This is a genomic window from Microbacterium sulfonylureivorans (genome assembly GCF_003999995.1).
In the GTDB taxonomy this organism is placed as follows: domain Bacteria; phylum Actinomycetota; class Actinomycetes; order Actinomycetales; family Microbacteriaceae; genus Microbacterium; species Microbacterium sulfonylureivorans.
Genome location: NZ_RJAD01000002.1, coordinates 738,158 through 758,987, shown reverse-complemented (window position 1 = coordinate 758,987; position 20,830 = coordinate 738,158). Strand labels below are relative to the sequence as shown.

Sequence of the window (20,830 nt, the reverse complement as noted above, 5' to 3'; positions counted from 1 at the left end):
CGCCCACGGCTAGACTCGAGGGATGCTTCAGCAGCTCGACAGCCTCGACCACTGGCGGAATCTGCCCATCAAGCAGCAGCCCGTGTGGCCCGACCCCGACGCCGTCGCCGCCGTGTCCGCAGAGATCGCCACGCTGCCGCCGCTCGTCTTCGCCGGCGAGGTCGACAACCTCCGCGAGAAGCTCGGCAACGCCGCCTCCGGGCGCGCGTTCCTGCTCCAGGGCGGCGACTGCGCCGAGACCTTCGCAGGTGCGACCGCCGAGCAGATCCGCAACCGGATCAAGACGGTGCTGCAGATGGCCGTCGTGCTCACGTACGGCGCCTCGATGCCGATCGTGAAGATGGGTCGCATGGCGGGACAGTTCGCCAAGCCCCGCTCGAGCGACAGCGAGACCCGCGGCGACGTGACACTGCCCGCGTACCGCGGCGACATCGTCAACGGCTACGACTTCACCGAGGGTTCGCGCCAGGCCGACCCGCAGCGGCTGCTGAAGGGCTACCACACGGCCGCGTCGACCATCAACCTCGTCCGCGCGTTCACGCAGGGCGGCTTCGCCGATCTGCGCGAGGTGCACTCGTGGAACAAGGGCTTCGCGCAGAACCCCGCCAACCAGAAGTACGAGCGGCTCGCGACCGAGATCGATCGCGCGATCAAGTTCATGGAGGCGGCGGGCGCCGACTTCGACGAGCTCAAGCGCGTCGAGTTCTACACCGGCCACGAGGGACTGCTCATGGACTACGAGCGCCCGATGACCCGCATCGACTCGCGGACCAGCCTGCCGTACAACACGTCGGCGCACTTCCTGTGGATCGGCGAGCGCACGCGCGACCTCGACGGTGCTCACGTCGACTACTTCTCGAAGATCCGCAACCCCATCGGGGTCAAGCTCGGGCCTTCGACCTCTCCCGACACTGCGCTCGAGCTGATCGACAAGCTCGATCCCGATCGCGTGCCCGGCCGACTCACCTTCATCACGCGCATGGGCGCCGGCAGGATCCGCGATGCGCTGCCGCCGCTGCTCGAAGCCGTGCGGGACTCGGGTGCGACCCCGCTCTGGGTCACCGACCCGATGCACGGCAACGGCATGACGACGCCGACGGGTTACAAGACGCGCCGGTTCGACGACGTCGTCGACGAGGTCCGCGGGTTCTTCGAGGCGCATCGGGCAGCCGGCACGTTCCCTGGCGGCATCCATATCGAGCTCACCGGAGACGACGTCACCGAGTGCCTCGGCGGCTCCGAGGAGATCGACGAAGCCGCACTCGCGACCCGCTACGAGTCGCTGTGCGACCCGCGCCTGAACCACATGCAGAGCCTCGAGCTGGCGTTCCTCGTGGCCGAGGAGCTCGAGAAGCGCTGATGCGCGGTGACGGATGCCTCGGCCGAGGCATCCGTCGTGCATGCCCGGTCAACCGGCGTCGGAGCCCGCTCAGCCGCTGACGGTGATCTCGATGTACACGCGCGTGCCCTTGACGAGCATGCTGCCTTCGGCCGGATCCGATCCCGTCACCTCGGTGATGTCGTTGGGGAACGGCGCCCACAGCGCGGAGTAGTCGACCTGGAAACCGGCCCCTTCGAGCGTTGCGATCGCGTCGTCGCGCGTCTTGCCGGCAACCGGAGGGACGGCGAACAGCGGGGGACCGGTCGAGACGATGAGCGAGATCTTGTCGCCCGGCCGCCACCATCCGCCGCCTTCGCGCTCGGATGTGCCGATGACCTGTCCGGCGGCGACGTCGTCGCTCGCCTGCTCGACGACGTCTTCGTTCACGGCCAGCTGGGCGTCGGTGAGCGTGGCCCGGGCAGCGTCGACGCTCTGGCCGCTCACGGACGGAAGCTTGCCGAGCGAGACCCCGAGGCTTGCGGTGTCGCCCTCGTGCGCGGTGCACCCCTCGGTGCAGGTGATGTCCTCACCGTCGGCGCGCGGGTGGATCACCGCGACGACGACGGCGTCGACCGGAGAGTCGGTGTAGTACCCGGACTCGCCGTCGACCGCGATGCGGTGGGAGTCGAGGATCGCCGTGGCGTCGCCCTTGGGCGTGCCCAGGAGGGATTCGATCTGCACCTCGGCAGGGCCGAGCGAGATCAGCACGGCGACCTCGGAGTCCTTGTCGAGCCTCGTGCCCGACGGCGGATCGGTGCCGATAGCGAGTCCGGCCTCGATGTCCAGACTGTTCTCGCCCCGCTCGACGGCGACGAGGCCGTCTTCGGCGAGGCGCTCCTGCGCCTGCGCGAACGACATGCCCGACACCTCGGCGACCGCGACCATCGAGCCCGGTCCGGAGCCGAACCACCAGCCGAGCCCCGCCGCGAGGGCCGCGAGCAGGATGACGACGGCGACGAGCCAGCCGCCCTTCGCGCTTCGTCGCTTCATCGCACGGCGCAGCTGCGTGGCGTTGTCGACCTCTTCGACGGGTGTCGTCGGTCCGGTCGCGGTCGTCGGAAGGACGGCCGTGAGGTCGCCCGAGGGCAGCCCCTCTTCGCGGAGCACGCCGAGCGGAGCCGCGCGGGTGACGCTGGGGGTGATGCCGAGCTCGTGCTCGATCTCGCGCAGCCGATCGAGCATCTCGCGCGCATCCGACGGGCGGTCGTCGGGGCTCTTCTCCGTCGCCCACAGGACGAGCTCGTCGAGGGGCTCGGGGACCCCCGGGTTCTTGACGCTCGGACGGGGCACGGAGTCCGTCGCGTGCTGGAATGCGATCTGCATGGGCTGCTCGCCCTTGTACGGCTGCTCTCCCGTGAGCATCTCGTAGAGCATGATGCCGAGTGCATAGATGTCGCTGCGCGCATCGGCTGTGCCCCGCGTGACCAGCTCCGGGGCGAGGTAGGCGATCGTGCCGAGCAGCTGTGCCCCGGTGGCGGTGTTCGCGGTGGTCGCCCGCGCCAGTCCGAAGTCGCCGATCTTGATGCGGCCGTCTTCGGCGAGCAGCACGTTCTCGGGTTTGACGTCGCGGTGGACGATGCCGGCGCGGTGCGCGGCGGCGAGGCCGGACAGGATCGCGTCGAGGATCGACACGGCCTGCGGGACGGTGAGGCGTCGCTGCTCGCGCAGCAGCTCGCGCAGGGTGATCCCCGGCAGATACTCCATCACCAGGTACGCCATGTCGCCGTCCTGGCCCTGGTCGAACACGTTCACGACGTGCGGATCGGCCAGCCGAGCGGCTGCGCGAGCCTCCTGGATGAAACGGCTCTGGAAGACGGTGTCGTCGCTCAGATGCCCGTGCATCACCTTCAGTGCGACACGACGCTCGAGCCGGAGGTCGGTGGCGACGTAGACCGTCGCCATGCCGCCCCGCGCGATGCGAGCACGCACACGGTAGCGGCCGTCGACCAGACGGCCGATCAGCGGGTCCGTCTGCTGACTCGTGCTCACGGGGAAAGTCTACGGACGCGTACCTGCGAGCCCGCGGAGCGGCTCACCCTCGAAGCCCGGCGTTCTGGCTCAGCCGAGCGCGGCGAGCCAGGCGTGGGCAGGCTTCTCCCACTGTGCGTAACGATCGGGATACGCCGAGATCTGGACCGCCTGCGCGGCCTGCGCGAACGTCATCTTCTGCCAGCCGGGGATGTCGAGCAGCCCGCGCGTGCGGGATCCGTTCGGGTCCGACGGTCCGCCGTAGAAGGCCTTGATCGCCCGCACGCGGTCGCGCACCTGCTCCGCGGTGCCCCAGCCGGTGCTGGGCCGCTGCTGGAAGAGTCCCAGCGAGTCTCGGTCGCCCCAATCGAGGTTGCGCAGCCAGGACTCCTGCATGGAGGTGCCCAGGGCGATCGCGATCCCGCGATCGGGCACGCCGAGCTCGCGCCCGATCTGGATGATCAGCCTGGCGTTCTCGGTCTGCGGCGCGTTCAGGCCGGTCGCCGACGCCTTCGCGGGGATCGTGAGCTTCTGGCCGGGGTAGATGATCGACGACAGCCCGAGCCGGTTGGCGGACAGCACGGCCTTGACCGTGACGCCGTGACGCTGGGCGATCGCGGTGACCGTGTCGCCCGCCTTCACCACGTACGCTCCGCCCGGCGCCGGCGCCGGAGCGGGGGTCGCCGGTGCGGAGGGAGCGGATGCCGGTACCGCTTTCAGGGGAATGGTCAGCTTCTGCCCGGGATAGATGATCGACGACCACCCCAGGCCGTTGGCCGAGAGCAGGGTCGTGGTCGAGACGCCGTGGCGCTTGGCGATCGCGGTGACGGTGTCGCCGCGCTGGATCGTGTACGACGCGGATGTCGTCGGCGCGGCGGGCGCGGCCGGCGCCGTGGCCGCGGCACCCGAGAGGCGCAGCACTTGTCCCGGGTAGATCACCGACTTCCACGAGAGGCCGTTCAGAGTGAGGACGTCCACTGTGCGCAACCCGAATCGGGACGCGATCGCGCTGACGGTGTCGCCGCGCTGGACCGTGTACGTCGCAGGTCGCGCGGCGGCAGGGGCTCTCAGAGCGGCGGCGGTGCCGACGACCGTGGTCGCCTTGGCCACGGCCTTCGCGGACGCGTGTACGGGGTGGAGCCGCGGCATCCGCTCTTCGTCGACGCGGTCCTGGGCATGGGCGGGTGCAGCCGTCAGAACGAGGGCGATGGAGCCGAAGACGGCGGGCACCCCCGCTGCGATCAGCCGCGGTCCGCGGGCACGATGGGTGCGGATGTCAGGTCGCAAGAGATTTCCCCCCTCTATCGACTCCGAGAAACGGTGTCACGTATGTCAACAGGTGTCAACGGGTGAGAGAGGAGAGGCCTCTGTGACGGATGTGGCGGACGAGTCCTCCACCACGGCGTGCGCAGGGCCGCGGGAGAGTGCGATAGTTGCTGGGTGACCGCTGACGACGCCCCTCGCATCGAGACCGAATGGCTCACCCTGCCCGAACTCGTGGAGGTGCTCGGCGAACCGCTCGGACGCGTCCGGCGCTTCCTCGACGAGTCCGCCCTCGTGGGCACTCGACGGGACGGCGCGCTCAAGGTCCCCGCGGTGTTCATCCTCGACGGGCATCCCATCGCGTCCCTTCGCGGCACTGCGATCGTCCTCCACGACGCGGGCTTCTCCGACGACGAGGTGATCGACTGGCTCCTCACCTCGGAGGACTCGATCGGCGTCCCGCCCATCGAAGCGCTGCGCGCCGGTCGCAAGGCAGAGGTCCGGCGGGTCGCGCAGACGCTCGCCTGAGGCCGACTCGGCCTCAGGTCACCCGAACCGTGGCGGCGCGCGCGAGATCGCGCAGCTCGCCGACGGCGGCGTTGCCGAGCCTGGCTCCGGAGAGCGAGCGCTCGGCTTCGCGGGCGTACTCGGAGATCAGCGTCTCGACGCGATCGAGCGCCCCCGAGTCCACGATCGTCCGCTGCAGCGAAGCGATCTGACCCTCGTCGAGCGTCGGATCGCCGATGAGCTCGTCGGCGATCCGACGTGCGGAGGGGGCGAGCCCCTCGCGTGCGAACGCGATCAGCACCGTGCGCTTGCCCTCGCGGAGGTCGTCGCCTGACGGCTTGCCCGTCTCGCGCTCGTCTCCGAACACCCCGAGCACGTCGTCGCGCAGCTGGAAGGCCATGCCGAGCGGATGCCCGAACGCCGCGAGCGCCGCGGTCTGCTCGGCGTCCGCTCCCGCCAGTGCGGCGCCGATCGCGAGCGGCTGCTGGATGCTGTACCGGGCGGACTTGAGCGATGCGACGCGCAGTGCGCGCTCGGCGTGCCGCTCGTCGGGTTCGGTGAGGAAGGCGGACTCCTCCGCGATGTCGAGGAACTGTCCGATGGTCACCTCGCGGCGCATCGTGGCGTACTCGCCGCGCGCCGCGGAGGCCGGCACCGGCTGGGCGACGGCGAGGCCCTCCTCGAAGAGGTCGTCGCTCCACGCGACCAAGAGGTCGCCGAGCAGCACGGCGGCAGATCGGCCGAAGGAAGCCGCGTCTCCTACCCACCGCGCATCGCGGTGCGCAGCCTCGAGCGCTCGGTGAGCCGCGGGGCGTCCGCGCCGGGTGTCGGAGTTGTCGATGACGTCGTCGTGGACGAGCGCGCCCGCGTGGAAGACCTCGAGCGATGCGGCGGCGGTGACCACGTCCGCGGGCAGCGCCGGGGCGGGGCGGGATGCCTCCTCCACTGCCCTCCACCCCGCGACGCAGAAGCGGCCGCGGAGCCGCTTGCCGCCCGTGCAGGCCGCCGCTCCCGCCTCCACGAACAGCGCGGCCTCGGCCCCGAGAGCGGCGGCGTGGGCTCGCTGGGCCGCGAGGAACATGTCCAGACGCTGGGAAATGGCTTCGACCGGGTCTGGAGAGGCTGACACGGGCCTAGCCTAGTGATCTACGGCACGCGTAGAATCGTCCCAAGCGAGCTAAAGAGGGGGATGCATGCCACTCTCCGAACAGGAGCAGCGTCTGCTCGACGAGATGGAACGCCATCTGATGCGCAACGACGCTGACGTCGTCAGCGCGCCCCGGGATGGGCGCAGCCTCAGCTACCGCAACATCGTGTACGGCACGGTCCTGGTGCTGCTCGGGCTCGGCGGTCTGATCGTCGGCGTCTCGCAGCAGCTCATCTTCGTGGGTGTGATCGGCTTCGTCGTCATGCTCGTGGGTGTTCTGCTCGCGGCGACCCCCACGCGCGGCTCCGGTCACGTCCGGGTCGAACCTGAGAAGCCCGCGGCCGCCCGGCAGGGGTCCTCGTTCATGGACCGCATGAACAACCGCTGGGACAAGAGGCAGGGGGAGCGCTGATCCGCTCCATCCGCTGACGCCGGAAGACAAGCACCGACCTCCGGGTCGGTGCTTTTTCTTTGCCCGGATTCGGCCCTCCCTCGGCCCGAATGGGGCGCGGGGGAGCCGGCGCGCCATGAATGAGTGACAAAGTGGAGGGAAGTGGAGTAAAGTGGCGTACATCCCGGGGGGCCGGATGAAGGGGGTGTGGTGTACCGATGCTGTTGGGCACGCACACTCCGAAGCTCGACGACAAGGGCCGCGTCATCCTCCCGGCCAAGTTCCGAGATGATCTGGGCGGGGGCGTCGTCGTGACACGTGGTCAGGACCGCTGCCTCTACGTCTTCAGCGCGCAGGAGTTCGAGCGGGTGCACGAGCGCATCCGCGAGGCGCCGCTGGCCAACAAGCAGGCCCGTGACTTCCTGCGCATGTTCCTCTCCGGCGCGAGCGCCGAGAAGCCCGACAGTCAGAACCGCATCACGATCCCCCCTCCGCTGCGCGCCTACGCAGGCCTGGAGCGCGACCTCGTCGTCACCGGCGTGGGCGCCCACGCCGAGATCTGGAACGCCGACGCGTGGAACACCTACGCCGAGGCGAACGAAGAGAACTACGCCGAGCTGGAGCAGGAGGTGATTCCGGGCCTGTTCTGAGCCCTCGGCCCCGACTCCCAGCTGCTCGTGCCCTGACACCACTTCCCCGGTGCCAGGTCGGAGCGGATGGGGATCAGGGCCGAGGGAGCGGAGTCCGAGACGACGATGAATCTGCGCGACATCCACACTCCCGTCCTCCTCGACCGCTGTGCCGAGCTGCTCGGACCGGCCCTGCAGCGCGACGGCGCCGTCTTCGTCGACGCGACACTCGGCATGGGCGGCCACTCCGAGGCCTTCCTCGAGCGTTTCCCGGGCATCCGCCTGGTCGGTCTCGACCGCGACACCGACGCGCTGCGCATCGCGGGCGAGCGCCTGGCGCGATTCGGCGATCGGGTGACACTCGTGCACACGGTCTACGACGGCATCGCCGAGGCGGTCGCGTCGGCCGGGTATGCGGCGGCCGACGGCATCCTGTTCGACCTCGGCGTGTCCTCCCTGCAGCTCGACGAGGCCGAACGCGGGTTCGCGTACTCCAAGGACGCCCCGCTCGACATGCGGATGGATCAGTCCGCCGGAACGACCGCGGCCGACATCGTCGCGACGTACGGCGAGGGCGACCTGCGCAGGATCTTCGAGCGATACGGCGAGGAGAAGCTCGCCGGTCGGTACGCCCGGGCCATCATCGCGGCGCGCGTCGAGGCGCCGATCGAGCGGTCCGGCCGACTCGTCGAGATCCTCGTCGCGGCGACGCCGTATGCGGCGCAGCGCACGGGCCATCCCGCGAAGAGGGTGTTCCAGGCACTGCGCATCGAGGTGAACCGCGAGCTGTCGGTGCTCGAGCGGGCGATCCCGGCCGCACTCGGAGTCCTCCCGGTCGGCGGGCGCATCGTCGTGCTCGCGTACCAGTCGCTCGAGGATCGCCTCGTCAAGCGCGCGCTCGCGGATGCCTCGGCCTCCACCGCGCCGGCCGGGCTTCCCGTCGAGCTCCCCGAGCACGCGCCTCGGTTCAAGCTCCTCGTCAAGGGCGCCGAGCTGGCCTCCGACGAGGAGCGCGCCGTCAACCCGCGAGCCACACCGGTGCGCCTGCGCGCCGCGGAGCGACTGAGGGCCGACGCATGAGCACCGCATCGAGCGCACTGCGCACCGCCCCCTCGGTCGCTCCCGATCGCCGGGACGCACCGGTCCGCCGGCTCCGGGCCGTCGAGGCACCGGTCCGCCGCCGTCGGCCCAAGCTCATGTACGGCGTCGTCGCCGTGCTCGGGGCGTTCCTCATCGCCGGCGCGCAGATGGCGCTGTCGATCATGACGACGCAGAGCTCGTACGAGCTGTCGGCGCTCGCTCAGCAGCAGCGCGATCTGACGTATCAGAAGCAGATCCTCTACGACGACGTCGCAGGACTCAGCTCGCCGCAGTACCTCGCAGCCAACGCGGCCGCGCTGGGGATGGTCATCGACGAGTCGCCGAGCTATCTGCGCCTCAGCGACGGCGCTCTCCTCGGCGCCGGCGAGGTCTCGTACGGATCCTCGTCGGTCGACGCCATCGGCCGCGGCGCGGTGCCCAATGCCCTGATCGCCGACACCCCGCTGGTCACGGCGCCGGATGCCACGATCGACGGCAAGTCGGTCGAGGCGCCCGTCACGGACACGGATGCCGAGAACGGCGGAGTCGCCAACACTCCGCCTCCGCTCACCGACGGACTGCCCACGCCGAGCACACACTGAACCCATGACGACACGCAGCACCCGAAGTCCGCGCCGTCGGACCGTCGTCGCACTCGCGGTGGTCCTGGCGGTGCTCGCCGGATTCATCGTCCGCCTGGTCGACATCCAGGTGGTGAACGCCGACGAGCACGTCTCGGACTCCCTCGAGATCGCGCTCCGCGGGTCGCAGACGCTCCACGGCACCCGGGGGCCGATCGTCGACGAGACCGGACAGACGCTGGCCGGCAGCATCCTGCAGTACGACTGCCAGCTCGATCCGCTCCTGATCTCGCAGATCGACGAGGAGATCGAGCTGGGGAAGTCGAAGGCCGATCCCTGGATCGACGTGTCGGCCGAGGTGGCCGCGATCACCGGGCAGACGCCCGACGACGTGCTGGCGATCGTGGCCGCCGCCCTTGCCGAAGACCCGAATTCTCGCTTCGCCGAGCTGAAGAATCGTGTCAGCACACAGCAGTATCGCGACCTCGCGGACCTCGGCGTGCCGTACATCGCGTGCCTGCAGCATCCGTCCCGCTCCTACCCCGACGGCGCCGTCGCGGGCAACCTCGTCGGCTTCGTCGGCACCGACGGCGACGCTCTCGAGGGGCTCGAGAAGTCGTACGACGACTGCCTCACGGCAACGGACGGCAAGCTCGCCTACCAGAAGGGCAAGGACGGGGTCGTGATCCCGGGCACCGAGATCCAGCAGCCCGCCGTCGACGGCGGCACGCTCGAGCTCACGATCAACCGCGACCTGCAGTGGTACCTGCAGCAGCTCATCGGCGAGCAGGTCGCCACCATGCGCGCGGAGCGCGGCGCCGTCCTCGTCGTGGAGACCGCGACGGGCAAGATCCGCGCGGCGGCGGAGTACCCCACGGTCGACCCCAACGATCCGGGCGGCCAGGGCGACGACGTCCGCGGCAGCAAGATCTTCGAGGGCACGTTCGAGCCCGGCTCGACGTTCAAGGCGCTGACGGCCGCGACCGTGATCGACGCCGGGGGACAGACGCCCGGGTCCACCGTGGTCGCGTCGGGTCTCGAGAACTTCCCCGGCGGGGCGCGGGTGCGCGACGCGTTCCAGCATCCCGCGTACACGTACACGCTCGCCGGCGTGCTGATCGACTCGTCGAACGCGGGCATCTCCAAGTTCAGCGAGAAGGTCCCCGCGGCGACTCGCTTCGACTACTTCCAGCGGTTCGGCATCGGAGCAGGATCCGCGGTCGGCTTCCCCGGCGAGGAGAAGGGCGAGATCCATCCCGTCGACGAGTGGGGCGCGCAGACGACCTACAACACCTCGTTCGGACAGGGTCTGACCACCACCATGCCCGAACTCGCCGGCGCGTACGCCGCGATCGCCAACGGCGGCGTGCGGATGCCGCTGTCGCTGATCGAATCGTGCACCGAGGCCGACGGCACCGTCGTCGAGCCCGATCTCCCGGAGCCGACTCGCGTCATCAGCGAGTCCACGTCGACTCAGGTGCGGGCGATGCTGGAGAACGTCTTCCTCCAGGCGCCGTACGCGAAGGCGGTGGAGATCCCGGGCTACCGCATCGCCGGCAAGACGGGAACCGGCGAGAAGGCGGACCTCGTCAACGGCGGATACAAGGCGGGCGTGTACTACACGACGATGGTCGGGTTCGCGCCCGCCGACGACCCCGAGTACGTCGTCGTCGTCACGCTCGACGAGCCCAAAAAGGTAACATCGTCTGCGGCCAACGCGACCGCGTTCCAGAAGGCCATGACCCAGGTTCTCAAGACATACCGCGTCATGCCCTCGACGACGGCGCCGAAGCTGTTGCCCAAGTTCGGGTGACGCTTCCGATCCGGCCGGAGACCTCATGATCGCCCTCACCATCGCCCAGCTCGCCCGCGCCGTCGGGGGAGATGTCGTGCTCGCGCCCGGCGACACGCTCGACACCGTCGTGTCCGGGACGGTCGACACCGATTCCCGGCTCATCGGACCCGGCGACGTGTTCGTCGCCAAGCCCGGCGAGGAGACCGACGGCCACCGCTTCGTCGCCGCAGCCGCCGAGGCCGGTGCGGCGATCGCGATCGTGGAGCACATCGTCGAGGCAGAGGGCGCGGGGACCATCACCCAGATCGTCGTTCCGGGTGCGGTCGACGCCCTCGCCGACCTCGCCCGCGACGTCGTCGCCAGGGTGCGGAATGCCGGAGCCCTCCGCGCCGTCGGGATCACCGGCTCCAACGGCAAGACCACCACGAAGAACCTCCTCGCGCGCATCCTCGAAGGCGAGGGCGAGACGGTGTCGCCGAAGGCCTCTTTCAACAACGAGGTCGGCGCGCCGCTGACCATGCTGCGCCTCACCGAGACGACCGAGTTCCTGGTGAGCGAGTTCGGCGCGAGCGCGCCGGGCGAGATCGCGCGCCTGGCCGGCCTCGTCGAGCCCGACGTCGGGATCGTCCTCATGGTCGGCATGGCCCACGCCGGCGGCTTCGGCGGCATCGAGGCGACGTTCGCGGCGAAGTCCGAGCTCGTGCGTGCGATCCGCCCCGGCGGGCTGGCCGTCCTCAACGCCGACGACTCGCGCGTGGCGGCCATGGCGCCGCTCGCCGCGGAGCGCGGCGTCGCGGTGCGCTGGTTCGGCCGCGGCCCGGGGGCCGAGGTGCGTGCCGACGACGTCGTGGTGACGGCATCCGGCACCACGTGCCTCGTCACCGCCGCCGGCGTGACCGCGCCCCTGCGTCTGCGAGTGCTCGGCGAGCACCACGTGATGAACGCCCTCGCCGCGATCGCCGCCGCGACCGCGCTGGGCGTCTCGCTCGCCGACTGCATCGAGCGCCTCGAGACGGTCGAGATCGCGGAGCGCTGGCGCATGCAGCCGATGGGCTCGGAGCGCATCCGGATCATCAACGACGCGTACAACGCCAGTCCCGACTCGATGGCAGCGGCCCTCCGCACCCTGGCCCAGATCACCGGTCCCGGCGAGCGCACGGTCGCGGTCCTCGGCGCCATGAGCGAGCTCGGCGAGCACGCCGAGGAGGAGCACGACCGTGTCGGTCTGCTCGCGGTGCGTCTCGGCATCCAGCGCATCGTCGTCATCGGCCCCGATGCCCGGCGGATGTATCTCGAAGCCGTCGCGCAGGGGTCGTGGGACGCCGAGGCGGTCTTCTTCGCGACGGCCGACGAGGCGTTCGACTACCTGCAGGGCGAGCTGCGCGACGGAGACCGAGTGCTCGTGAAGTCCTCGAACTCGGCGGGTCTGCGGTTCCTGGGCGATCGTCTGGGAGAATCGTTCTCGTGAGATCACTCCTGACGGCGGCAGCGATCTCGCTGGCATTCACGCTCTTCCTCACCCCCGTCTTCCTGCGGCTCTTCCGCAAGTGGGGCTGGGGGCAGGTCATCCGCACGCCGGAGGACATCCGCAACCCGAACCACCACGCGAAGCGCGGCACGCCCACGATGGGCGGCACGATCTTCATCGTCGGCACGATCGTCGGCTACCTGGTCGGCGGCTACACGGGCAACAACCCGCCCACGATCTCGGGCCTGCTGGTCATCTGGATGATGGTCGGCCTGGGCGCGGTCGGGTTCATCGACGACTACATGAAGGTGCGCAGTCAGCGCAGCCTGGGGCTCAGCGGCTGGCGGAAGATCGTCGGCCAGATCCTCGTCGTGGTCCCGTTCGGCATCGTCGCCCTCAACTTCCCCAATGCGTGGGGCGAGACTCCGGCGTCCGCGTACGTCTCGGTCTTCCGCGACATCCAGGTCCTCTCGTTCATGGCGCTCGGCCCGATCCTCGGCTGGCTGCTCTACCTCGCGTGGGTGGGCTTCATCGGCGTGGCGACGTCGAACTCGGTCAACCTCGCGGACGGGCTCGACGGGCTCGCCGCAGGCGCCGGCATCTTCGTCACGGGCGCGTACAGCCTGATCGCGTTCTGGCAGTTCAACCAGGCCTGCTGGGGCGGTGACGGGCTCTCGGCTGCGGCGGCGTCGGCGTGCTATCCGACGCCGAACCCCTTCGACCTCGCGATCGTGTCGGCCTCGTTCGTCGGCGCCCTCGTCGGCTTCCTGTGGTGGAACGCTCCGAAGGCGAAGGTCTTCATGGGCGACGTCGGCTCGATGGCGATCGGCGGCGTCCTGGCGGCGATGGCGATCCTCACCCGCACCGAGCTGCTGCTCGTCCTCGTCGCCGGGGTCTACGTCATCCCGACGGGCTCGGTCATCCTGCAGCGCCTCTACTTCAAGGCCACGCGCGGCAAGCGTCTGTTCCTCATGAGCCCGCTCCACCACCACCTCGAGATGCGCGGCTGGCCCGAGATCACGATCGTCGTGCGCATGTGGATCATCGCAGGTCTCCTCGCGGTGTCGGGCGTCGGATTCTTCTACGTCGAATGGCTCTCCCAGACATGACCGCCGAACGCCTGCACGCCCTCACGAGCTGGCACGCGGACTGGAGGGGCCTGCGCGTCGCCGTGCTCGGGCTCTCGGTCACCGGCTTCTCCGCCGCCGACACGCTGGCCGAGCTCGGCGCCGACGTGCTCGTCGTCACCGAGCGCGCCGACGAGGAGTACGCGCGGCTGATCCCCGTGATCGGCGCGCGCCTGTGGACCGGTCGGCTCGACACCGTGCCGCAGGAGCTCGCCGACTTCGCACCCGACGTCGTCGTCGCCTCTCCGGGCTTCGCGCCGGGGCATCCGCTCATCTCCTGGGTGCAGCAGTCGGATGCCGCGCTCTGGGGCGACATCGAGCTGGCGTGGCGCGTGCGCGACAAGGTCGTGCGCGCCGACGGAACTCCCGCCGACTGGATCCTCGTGACGGGGACGAACGGCAAGACGACGACCACGCGCCTCACGGCCGCGATGCTCGTCGCAGGAGGACTCCGGGCGGCCCCGGTGGGCAACATCGGCACGCCCGTGCTCGACGCGGTGCGCGATCCGGGCGGGTTCGACGCCCTCGTGGTCGAGCTGTCGAGCCACCAGCTCTGGTACCTCGGCCTGCAGGACGGTCCTGACCCGCTCTCGCCGCACGCGGCGGTCTGCCTCAACCTCGCCGACGACCACCTCGAGTGGCACGGCTCGTTCGAGGCCTACCGCGACGCGAAGGCGCACGTGTACGACAACACGCGCGTCGCCTGCGTGTACAACAAGGCGGATGCCGCGACCCGCGCCATGGTCGAAGACGCCGAGGTCGTCGAGGGGGCGCGCGCGATCGGCTTCGACCTCGGCGTGCCGGGGCCGAGCGATCTCGGCGTCGTGGACGGGATCCTCGTCGACCGCGCGTTCCTCGACGACCGCCGGACGAGCGCGCTCGAGCTGACGACCGTCGCCGAGCTCGCCGAACTCGGCCTCTCCGCACCGCACATCGCCGCGAACATCCTCGCCGCGGCCGCCCTCGCGCGCTCGCTCGGCGTCACTCCCGCCGACATCCGGTCGGCGCTTCGAGGCTTCCGCCTCGACCCGCACCGCATCGAGGTCGTCGCGCGGCACGAGGGCGTCACATGGGTCGACGACTCCAAGGCCACGAACCCCCACGCGGCCGCGTCCTCGCTGACCGCCTTCCCCGGCGCGGTCTGGATCGTGGGAGGGCTCCTCAAGGGAGTGGACATCGCCGACCTCGTCGCAGGACGCGGCGCGCAGGCGAAAGCGGCGATCGTGATCGGCGCCGACCGCACGGCCGTCGTCACGGCGTTCTCGCGACACGCGCCGGGGGTGCCCCTGATCGAGGTCGACGGCGTCGAGACTGAAGAGGTCATGACGCGGGTCGTCGAGCTGGCGGCCGGGATCGCGCGTGACGGGGACGTTGTTCTGCTCGCCCCCGCCGCGGCATCCTTCGACCAGTTCGCGTCCTACGCGGACCGGGGCCGACGATTCGCGGCAGCGGTGAGGGAACGGATCGGAACGGGGGCCGACGATGAGCACGACGCAGTCGCGGACCCGACCGGCACCGACGACCCCGCCTGATCCTCCCGCGCGGCGCGGTCTCGCTGCTCGCGTGTCGCTCGGTCGCGTGCTCGCGCCGGTGCCGAGCGAGTTCCTGCTCATCGCGTCCACGGCGCTGCTGCTCACCTTCTTCGGGCTCGTGATGATCCTCTCGGCGACCTCCGCGGTCGCCACCGCGCAGGGACTGCCCCCGTACGAGGCGGTGCTCAAGCAGACGATCTTCGCCGTCATCGGCATCCCGCTGATGTTCGTCGCGAGCCGCCTGCCGCTGACGTTCTGGAAGCGCATCGCGTGGCCGGCGCTCATCCTCGCGACGGCGTTCCAGCTGCTCGTCTTCACACCGCTCGGCCACGGCGCCGACGGCAACCGCAACTGGATCACGATCGCGGGCTTCCAGGCTCAACCCTCGGAGTTCCTCAAGCTCGCGCTCGCGCTGTGGGTGGCGTACGTGCTGTTCCGCAAGCAGACGCTGCTCACCAAGTGGCAGCACGTCTTCATTCCGCTGGTCCCCGTCTCCGCACTCGCGATCGCGTCGGTCCTGGCCGGAAAAGACCTCGGCACCGCGATGATCCTGGTGCTGGTCGTGCTGGGCGCGCTCTTCTTCTCCGGGGTGAAGCTGCGGATCTTCGTGCTCCCGGCGATCCTCGCCGCCGGGGCGGTCGCCGTGCTCGCCGTCACGAGCCCCGACCGCATGCGGCGATTCATGAGCTTTCTGAACCCGAACTGCCTCGACGACTATTTCAACGACTGCTACCAGCCGCTGCACGGCGTGTGGGGTCTCGCCAACGGCGGCATCTTCGGGCTCGGGCTCGGCAACTCTCGCGAGAAGTACGACTGGCTGCCGGCGGCCGCGAACGACTACATCTTCGCGATCGTCGGCGAGGAGGTCGGGCTCATCGGATGCGCGGTCGTGCTGAGCCTGTTCGCGCTGTTCGCGGTCGGAGCCTTCCACGTCATCCGCAAGACGGACGACCCGTTCGTCCGGATCGCGGCGGGCGGCATCACCGTCTGGATCGTCGGACAGGCGCTCATCAACATCGGGGTCGTGCTGCGCGTCTTCCCCGTCCTCGGAGTGCCGCTCCCGTTCATGTCGCAGGGCGGGACCTCGCTGCTCTCGGTGCTCATCGCGTCCGGCGTGCTGCTGTCGTTCGCGCGGACGCTCCCGGCGGTCGTCGCCAGACGCGAGGCGGCGATCCAGCAGGCACGCGCGTCCCGCGCCCCCCGCCCCGCCCGACCGGCGCGCTGACCGGCCGCTCTCGGCAGATCCGACGCCCGGAGTCCGTCCGGCTAGGCTCGACAGGTGACGACGTACCTCCTCGCCGGCGGCGGCACAGCCGGACACGTCAATCCGCTGCTCGCGGTGGCCGACGCGCTGCGAGCCCGTGAGCCCGACGCCGACGTGCTGGTGCTCGGCACCCGTGAGGGGCTCGAGGCCCGGCTCGTTCCCGAGCGCGGCTACGAGCTGCTGTTCGTCGACAAGGTGCCGTTCCCACGTCGCCCGAACAGGGCGGCTGCCGCCTTTCCCGTGCAGTTCCCGCGTGCGGTGGCACAGGTGCGCGCGCACATCGCGGAGCGCGGCGTCGACGTCGTGGTCGGCTTCGGCGGCTACGCGTCCGCACCGGCCTACGTCGCCGCGCGTCGCGCGCGCGTGCCGTTCGTGGTGCACGAGGCCAACGCCCGCCCCGGCATGGCGAACGTCCTGGGTGCCCGCACCGCGGCCCGGGTCGGCGTCGCGTTCGAGGGCACGCCGCTGCGTCGCTCGCGCGTCGTCGGCATGCCGCTGCGCCGCGAGATCGTCGACCTCGACCGCGGTGCACTCCGAGCCGAGGCGGCGGCGCATTTCGGACTCGACGCCGACCGGCCGGTGCTCCTCGTGTTCGGCGGCTCGCTCGGTGCGCAGCGGCTGAACGAGGCGTTCGGCGACGGCTACGGCGCCGCATGGCGCGATGTGCTCGACGCCGGCTGGCAGTTGCTCCACGTGACGGGGGAGCGGTCGACTCTGGCAGATCCGGGCGCACCCGGCTACGCCGTGCGCAGGTACGTCGACCGGATGGATCTCGCCTTCGCGCTTGCCGATCTGATCGTGTCGAGGGCCGGCGCCGCCACCGTGAGCGAGATCAGCGCCCTGGCGATCCCTGCGGTGTATGTGCCGTATGCGGTCGGCAACGGCGAGCAGGCGCTCAACGCGTCGTCCGCGGTGCGCGCCGGGGCGGCGACGCTCATCGCCGACGCCGAGTTCACCGGCGATCGCGTGCGGTCCGAGGTCGTGCCGCTTCTGGCCGACGACGGCGCGCGTGCGGCGATGGCCGCGGCCGCGGCATCCGTCGGCACCCGCACCGGCACCGAGAACGTCGTCGCGCTGATCGACGAGGCGCTCGGGCGGTAGGCGACCCTCAGACCGCCGTGGCGTCTCCGCTGCCGCGCAGGGCGGCGGCGACGAGGGCGAGCGCCTCGTCGGCGTCCAGGCGAAGCGCGCGGATCTGCTCGGCGAAGGCCGCCGCTGCCCGCTGCGCCTGCTGGTGAGTCGGATCGCCGGTGAATGCGACGAAGGTCCCGTTGCGCCCGTGGGTCTCGATGAGAGCGGACGCCTCGAGCTCGCGGTATGCACGGGCGACCGTGCCGGGCGCGATGCCGAGGTCCTCCGCGAGGCGGCGCACCGTCGGCAGGCGCTGGCCCGGCGCGAGCTCGCCCGACGACATGGCGTCGACCAGACCTGACCGGAGCTGCTCGAACGGCGGGACGGGAGAGGCGGGGTCGATGTCGATCACCAGACGATCGTGCTCTTCCCGTGCGCAATGTGTCAACACAATCACGGAACAGGATGAGACGATCGGGCTCCGCGCGACACTGCTCCGGTGAGGCCGCTCACCGGCCGGTGCTCATCGGGAGGTGCCATGACCCCGCGGATCCACGCTCACGCGATCGCGTCAGGAGGGATGCTCCTCGCCGCGCTGCTGCTGACGGCATGCGCCACCGGGGGAGTCGCTCCGGGTGGCGGCGAGACGGGGGAGACGACGCCCACGATCGCCCCCGACCCGGGGACCGGTGCGGACACCCCCGCCGGCTTCACCGACCGGCCGATGCTCCCGTCCTGCGGGAGCGTCGAGCTCCATCAGGGCGAGACGATCCCGCAGGACGCGCTCGAGTGCCTTGCCGACGGCGGGCCCGGTGGCGCCGAGCTGACGGTGACGGCGCCGACCGTCGAAGGCGATCCGATCGTGACGTACTACCGCGCGCTACCCGGCGGCGGCGTCGAGGTGTTCACCGACATGACGCAGGATGCGTACGGCGGCGGATGGGGCTACGACTTCTGCGCCGACGCCGCCGCGGTCGATGAGCACGGAGTGTGCGTCGACGTGGCGACCGACTGACGCCGTCCGCCCGGACGCCTCACGCACAGCGCGCCGGGGCCGTGGTGGCCGTCGCCCAACTTAGGATTGACGGGTCATGATCAGACCCGACCTCACGCTGCCCATCCCCGAGAACATCGAGGCCGCCCACTTCATCGGAATCGGCGGCTCCGGCATGTCGGGCCTTGCCCGCATGTTCCTCGCGCGAGGCATCCGCGTCTCGGGCTCGGACCGCGCTGACAGCAAGGCGCTGCGCGATCTCGCGGAGCTGGGCGCGACGGTGCACGTCGGCCACGATGCGGCGAATCTCGGCGACGACGTCGACACCGTCGTCCACACCGGGGCGATCTGGCCCGAGAACCCGGAGTTCGTACTGGCCAAGGAGCGCGGGCTCCATGTCATCCACCGATCGCAGGCGCTGCACTGGCTCATCGGCGGACGGCGTCTCGTCTCGGTCGCCGGTGCGCACGGCAAGACGACGTCCACCGGGATGATCGTGACGGCGCTGCAGGCACTGGGTGCCGATCCGACCTTCGTCAACGGCGGTGTGATCGCGCAGCTCGGCGTCTCGAGCGGCACAGGTTCGGACGACCTCGTCGTGATCGAGGCCGACGAGTCGGACGGCACCTTCCTCCTCTACGACACCGCCGTCGCCCTCATCACCAACGTCGACCCCGACCACCTCGATCACTGGGGTTCGCGCGCGGCCTTCTACGAAGCGTTCGCGCGGTTCGGAAACGACGCGCGCGAAGCGGTGGTGATCTCCGCCGACGACGCCGGTGCGCGGCTGGTGGCCGAGCGGCTGACCCATCCGCACGTCGTCACCTTCGGCGAGGCGGAGGCGGCGACGGTGCGGGTGACCGAGATCCGCACCGACGGACCCGTCTCCTTCTCGATCACACACGGCGGCACGACGGTGTCCGCGACCCTCCCGGTACCCGGGGCGCACAACGCGATCAACGCGACGGGAGCCGTCGCGGTGCTGCTCACGCTCGGCCACGAGCTCGAGCCCGCGGTCCGCGCGATCGAGGGCTTCGCCGGCACCGTGCGCCGGTTCGAGCTGCACGGCACCGAGCGCGGCGTGAGCGTGTACGACGACTACGCCCACCACCCGACCGAGGTCGCCGCGGCCCTCGCTGCCGCCCGTACGGTCGTCGGAGACGGCCGGATCATCGCGATCCAGCAGCCGCACACGTACTCCCGCACACAGGAGATGTACCGAGAGTTCGCCGAGGTGCTCGAACACTACGCTGACCACACGGTCATGCTCGACGTGTACGGGGCGCGCGAAGACCCCGTGCCCGGCGTGACGGGCGAGCTCGTGAGCGGGGCGTTCGCCGATCCGGCGCACGTGCACTTCGTGGCCGACTGGCAGGATGCCGCCGACTACACGGCATCCGTCGCCCGCGACGGCGACTACGTCATCACGCTCGGCTGCGGCAACGTCAACCTCATCATCCCGCAGGTGCTCGAGGCCCTCGAGCGCAGCGCCGAACCGGGGGAGTAGGACCGGATGCGCCGGCCGTCGCCGCTGCCGCCGCCGCCCACGCGCGCCGTGGCGCCGCCCGCCGCGCCGACCGACGACACGGTCACCGTGTCCGGAGAGGGCGACGACGTCGGCGCGGAGAGCCTCACGGGCACCACGGCGCCGGTGATCCCGCTCGCGGCGCCGACCCCGATCGTGCCGTCGACCGGGGGAGTCCCCGACCTCGGGGAGGAGCCCGTCGGCCTGCGCGAGGTGTGGAGCGCCGCCCGCGCGCGCCGCAAGGCGCTGCGCGCGGAGGTCCGGCGATTCACGGCACGTCAGCGCCGCCGGCGCGCCGTCTGGATCGGCATCGGCGCGGCACTCGTCCTGCTGGCGCTGGTGACGCTCGGTGCGGCGTACAGCCCGCTGTTCGCCGTGCAGACGATCACGATCGTCGGCGCCCGGCAGCTCGACGCGACCCAGGTGCGCGCCGCGCTCGACGATCAGCTCGGCACTCCGATCCCCCTGGTCGACGAGAGCGCGGTCAAGGCCGCGCTCGTCACCTTCCCGCTCGTCGAGAGCTACACCCTCGAGGCGCGGCCGCCTCACGAGCTGGTCGTGAGGCTCGTCGAGCGCACGCCCATCGGCCTGATCGAGACGCGGGCGGGATTCACGCTCGTCGACGCCGCGGGCGTCGCCCTCTCGACCTCGGCGACCGCGACGGCCGGAGTCCCCGTCCTCGACATTCGCGGCGGAGTCTCGTCCGATGCGTTCGCGGCCGCGGGCCAGGTCATGCACTCCCTGCCGGCGGCGATCCGCACGCAGGTGACGGCGGTGTCGGCGTCGACGCCCGACGACGTGACCCTCGTTCTCGGAGGCACGAACACGCGGGTCGTCTGGGGCAGCGCGGAGCAGTCGGCCGACAAGGCGCTGACGCTCCAACGGGCCATGGTGAACCGTCCGCCGGCGTCGGTGAGCGTGTATGACGTGTCGTCGCCGACGGCGATCGTCATCCGCTGATCACCTTTCGAGCCGTTCTCCGCCGGGGATGTCGCGACACGCCCGCCTCGATCCAGCCCGGGAGGTGGCATCCGCTTACCTTCAATTCAGGAATTGCATACCGGGCAATTCTTTATACCTCTACTAGAGGTTGAAGGTTTAGACAGG

The 20,830-nt window shown here is 70.6% G+C and carries 19 protein-coding genes; 15 read left to right on the top strand and 4 right to left on the bottom strand.

All coding sequences use genetic code 11. From position 1 onward, the window contains the following. The first annotated feature begins 22 nt into the window (after positions 1-22). On the top strand, positions 23-1,360 hold the full coding sequence (locus EER34_RS13170; RefSeq protein ID WP_127475481.1) for a class II 3-deoxy-7-phosphoheptulonate synthase: 1,338 nt from the start codon (positions 23-25) through the stop codon (positions 1,358-1,360). Positions 1,361-1,429: 69 nt separating this feature from the next. On the opposite strand, the gene pknB is transcribed toward EER34_RS13170, so the two are convergent. Together pknB and EER34_RS13160 are read right to left on the bottom strand one after the other, a co-directional pair. Continuing rightward, positions 1,430-3,370, bottom strand: coding sequence for a Stk1 family PASTA domain-containing Ser/Thr kinase (gene pknB / locus EER34_RS13165; RefSeq protein ID WP_127475479.1), 1,941 nt, complete (start codon positions 3,368-3,370; stop codon positions 1,430-1,432). Positions 3,371-3,439: 69 nt separating this feature from the next. Continuing rightward, on the bottom strand, positions 3,440-4,636 hold the full coding sequence (locus tag EER34_RS13160) for a muramidase family protein (RefSeq protein WP_240642325.1): 1,197 nt from the start codon (positions 4,634-4,636) through the stop codon (positions 3,440-3,442). A 153-nt stretch (positions 4,637-4,789) separates the two neighbouring features. Here EER34_RS13160 and EER34_RS13155 point away from each other — a divergent pair, with 153 nt between their 5' ends. Beyond that, entirely contained in the window at positions 4,790-5,140 is a 351-nt protein-coding gene (locus tag EER34_RS13155; RefSeq protein WP_240642323.1) for an Rv2175c family DNA-binding protein, read from the top strand. Positions 5,141-5,153: 13 nt separating this feature from the next. Here the strand turns inward: EER34_RS13155 and EER34_RS13150 are convergent, their stop codons facing one another. Further along, a complete protein-coding gene (locus EER34_RS13150; RefSeq protein ID WP_127475478.1) occupies positions 5,154-6,248 on the bottom strand; it encodes a polyprenyl synthetase family protein in 1,095 nt (364 codons plus the stop codon). Between the two features lie 64 nt (positions 6,249-6,312). Here EER34_RS13150 and EER34_RS13145 point away from each other — a divergent pair, with 64 nt between their 5' ends. The 10 genes from EER34_RS13145 (at position 6,313) to EER34_RS13100 (ending at position 17,234) form a co-directional block, all read left to right on the top strand. After that, complete coding sequence (locus EER34_RS13145) at positions 6,313-6,678, top strand: DUF3040 domain-containing protein (RefSeq protein ID WP_127475476.1); 366 nt, start codon at positions 6,313-6,315, stop codon at positions 6,676-6,678. A gap of 197 nt (positions 6,679-6,875) precedes the next feature. Continuing rightward, positions 6,876-7,307 carry a division/cell wall cluster transcriptional repressor MraZ gene (gene mraZ, locus EER34_RS13140; protein ID WP_127475475.1) on the top strand — a complete coding sequence of 144 codons (432 nt, stop codon included), beginning with the start codon at positions 6,876-6,878 and terminating at the stop codon, positions 7,305-7,307. Between the two features lie 105 nt (positions 7,308-7,412). Next, positions 7,413-8,366, top strand: a complete 954-nt coding sequence (gene rsmH / locus EER34_RS13135; RefSeq protein ID WP_205791626.1) for a 16S rRNA (cytosine(1402)-N(4))-methyltransferase RsmH — start codon at positions 7,413-7,415, stop codon at positions 8,364-8,366. Continuing rightward, on the top strand, positions 8,363-8,968 hold the full coding sequence (gene ftsL, locus EER34_RS13130) for a cell division protein FtsL (RefSeq protein ID WP_127475471.1): 606 nt from the start codon (positions 8,363-8,365) through the stop codon (positions 8,966-8,968). Before rsmH ends, ftsL begins: the two co-directional genes overlap by 4 nt. Positions 8,969-8,972: 4 nt before the next feature. Further along, positions 8,973-10,760 carry a peptidoglycan D,D-transpeptidase FtsI family protein gene (locus tag EER34_RS13125; protein WP_127475469.1) on the top strand — a complete coding sequence of 596 codons (1,788 nt, stop codon included), beginning with the start codon at positions 8,973-8,975 and terminating at the stop codon, positions 10,758-10,760. A gap of 25 nt (positions 10,761-10,785) precedes the next feature. After that, a complete protein-coding gene (locus tag EER34_RS13120) occupies positions 10,786-12,210 on the top strand; it encodes a UDP-N-acetylmuramoyl-tripeptide--D-alanyl-D-alanine ligase (protein WP_127475468.1) in 1,425 nt (474 codons plus the stop codon). Next, positions 12,207-13,319, top strand: coding sequence for a phospho-N-acetylmuramoyl-pentapeptide-transferase (gene mraY / locus EER34_RS13115; protein WP_127475466.1), 1,113 nt, complete (start codon positions 12,207-12,209; stop codon positions 13,317-13,319). The genes EER34_RS13120 and mraY overlap by 4 nt, the downstream gene beginning before the upstream one ends. Next, the gene (murD, locus tag EER34_RS13110) at positions 13,316-14,869 is read left to right on the top strand and encodes a UDP-N-acetylmuramoyl-L-alanine--D-glutamate ligase (protein ID WP_127475464.1); all 1,554 of its coding nucleotides are present in this window, start codon (positions 13,316-13,318) and stop codon (positions 14,867-14,869) included. Before mraY ends, murD begins: the two co-directional genes overlap by 4 nt. After that, positions 14,820-16,094 carry a putative lipid II flippase FtsW gene (gene ftsW, locus EER34_RS13105; RefSeq protein WP_127475462.1) on the top strand — a complete coding sequence of 425 codons (1,275 nt, stop codon included), beginning with the start codon at positions 14,820-14,822 and terminating at the stop codon, positions 16,092-16,094. The genes murD and ftsW overlap by 50 nt, the downstream gene beginning before the upstream one ends. 54 nt (positions 16,095-16,148) lie before the next feature. Continuing rightward, positions 16,149-17,234, top strand: a complete 1,086-nt coding sequence (locus EER34_RS13100) for a UDP-N-acetylglucosamine--N-acetylmuramyl-(pentapeptide) pyrophosphoryl-undecaprenol N-acetylglucosamine transferase (RefSeq protein ID WP_127475460.1) — start codon at positions 16,149-16,151, stop codon at positions 17,232-17,234. A gap of 7 nt (positions 17,235-17,241) precedes the next feature. Here EER34_RS13100 and EER34_RS13095 read toward each other — a convergent pair whose 3' ends face one another. Then, complete coding sequence (locus EER34_RS13095) at positions 17,242-17,616, bottom strand: GntR family transcriptional regulator (RefSeq protein WP_127475459.1); 375 nt, start codon at positions 17,614-17,616, stop codon at positions 17,242-17,244. A gap of 126 nt (positions 17,617-17,742) precedes the next feature. Here EER34_RS13095 and EER34_RS13090 point away from each other — a divergent pair, with 126 nt between their 5' ends. The 3 genes from EER34_RS13090 to EER34_RS13080 all read left to right on the top strand — a co-directional run bounded on the left by EER34_RS13090 (position 17,743) and on the right by EER34_RS13080 (position 20,683). Beyond that, positions 17,743-18,219, top strand: a complete 477-nt coding sequence (locus EER34_RS13090; protein WP_127475457.1) for a DUF4362 domain-containing protein — start codon at positions 17,743-17,745, stop codon at positions 18,217-18,219. A gap of 76 nt (positions 18,220-18,295) precedes the next feature. Beyond that, complete coding sequence (murC, locus tag EER34_RS13085; RefSeq protein WP_127475456.1) at positions 18,296-19,705, top strand: UDP-N-acetylmuramate--L-alanine ligase; 1,410 nt, start codon at positions 18,296-18,298, stop codon at positions 19,703-19,705. A gap of 6 nt (positions 19,706-19,711) precedes the next feature. Beyond that, entirely contained in the window at positions 19,712-20,683 is a 972-nt protein-coding gene (locus EER34_RS13080) for an FtsQ-type POTRA domain-containing protein (RefSeq protein ID WP_127475454.1), read from the top strand. The last annotated feature ends 147 nt before the right edge of the window (positions 20,684-20,830 follow it).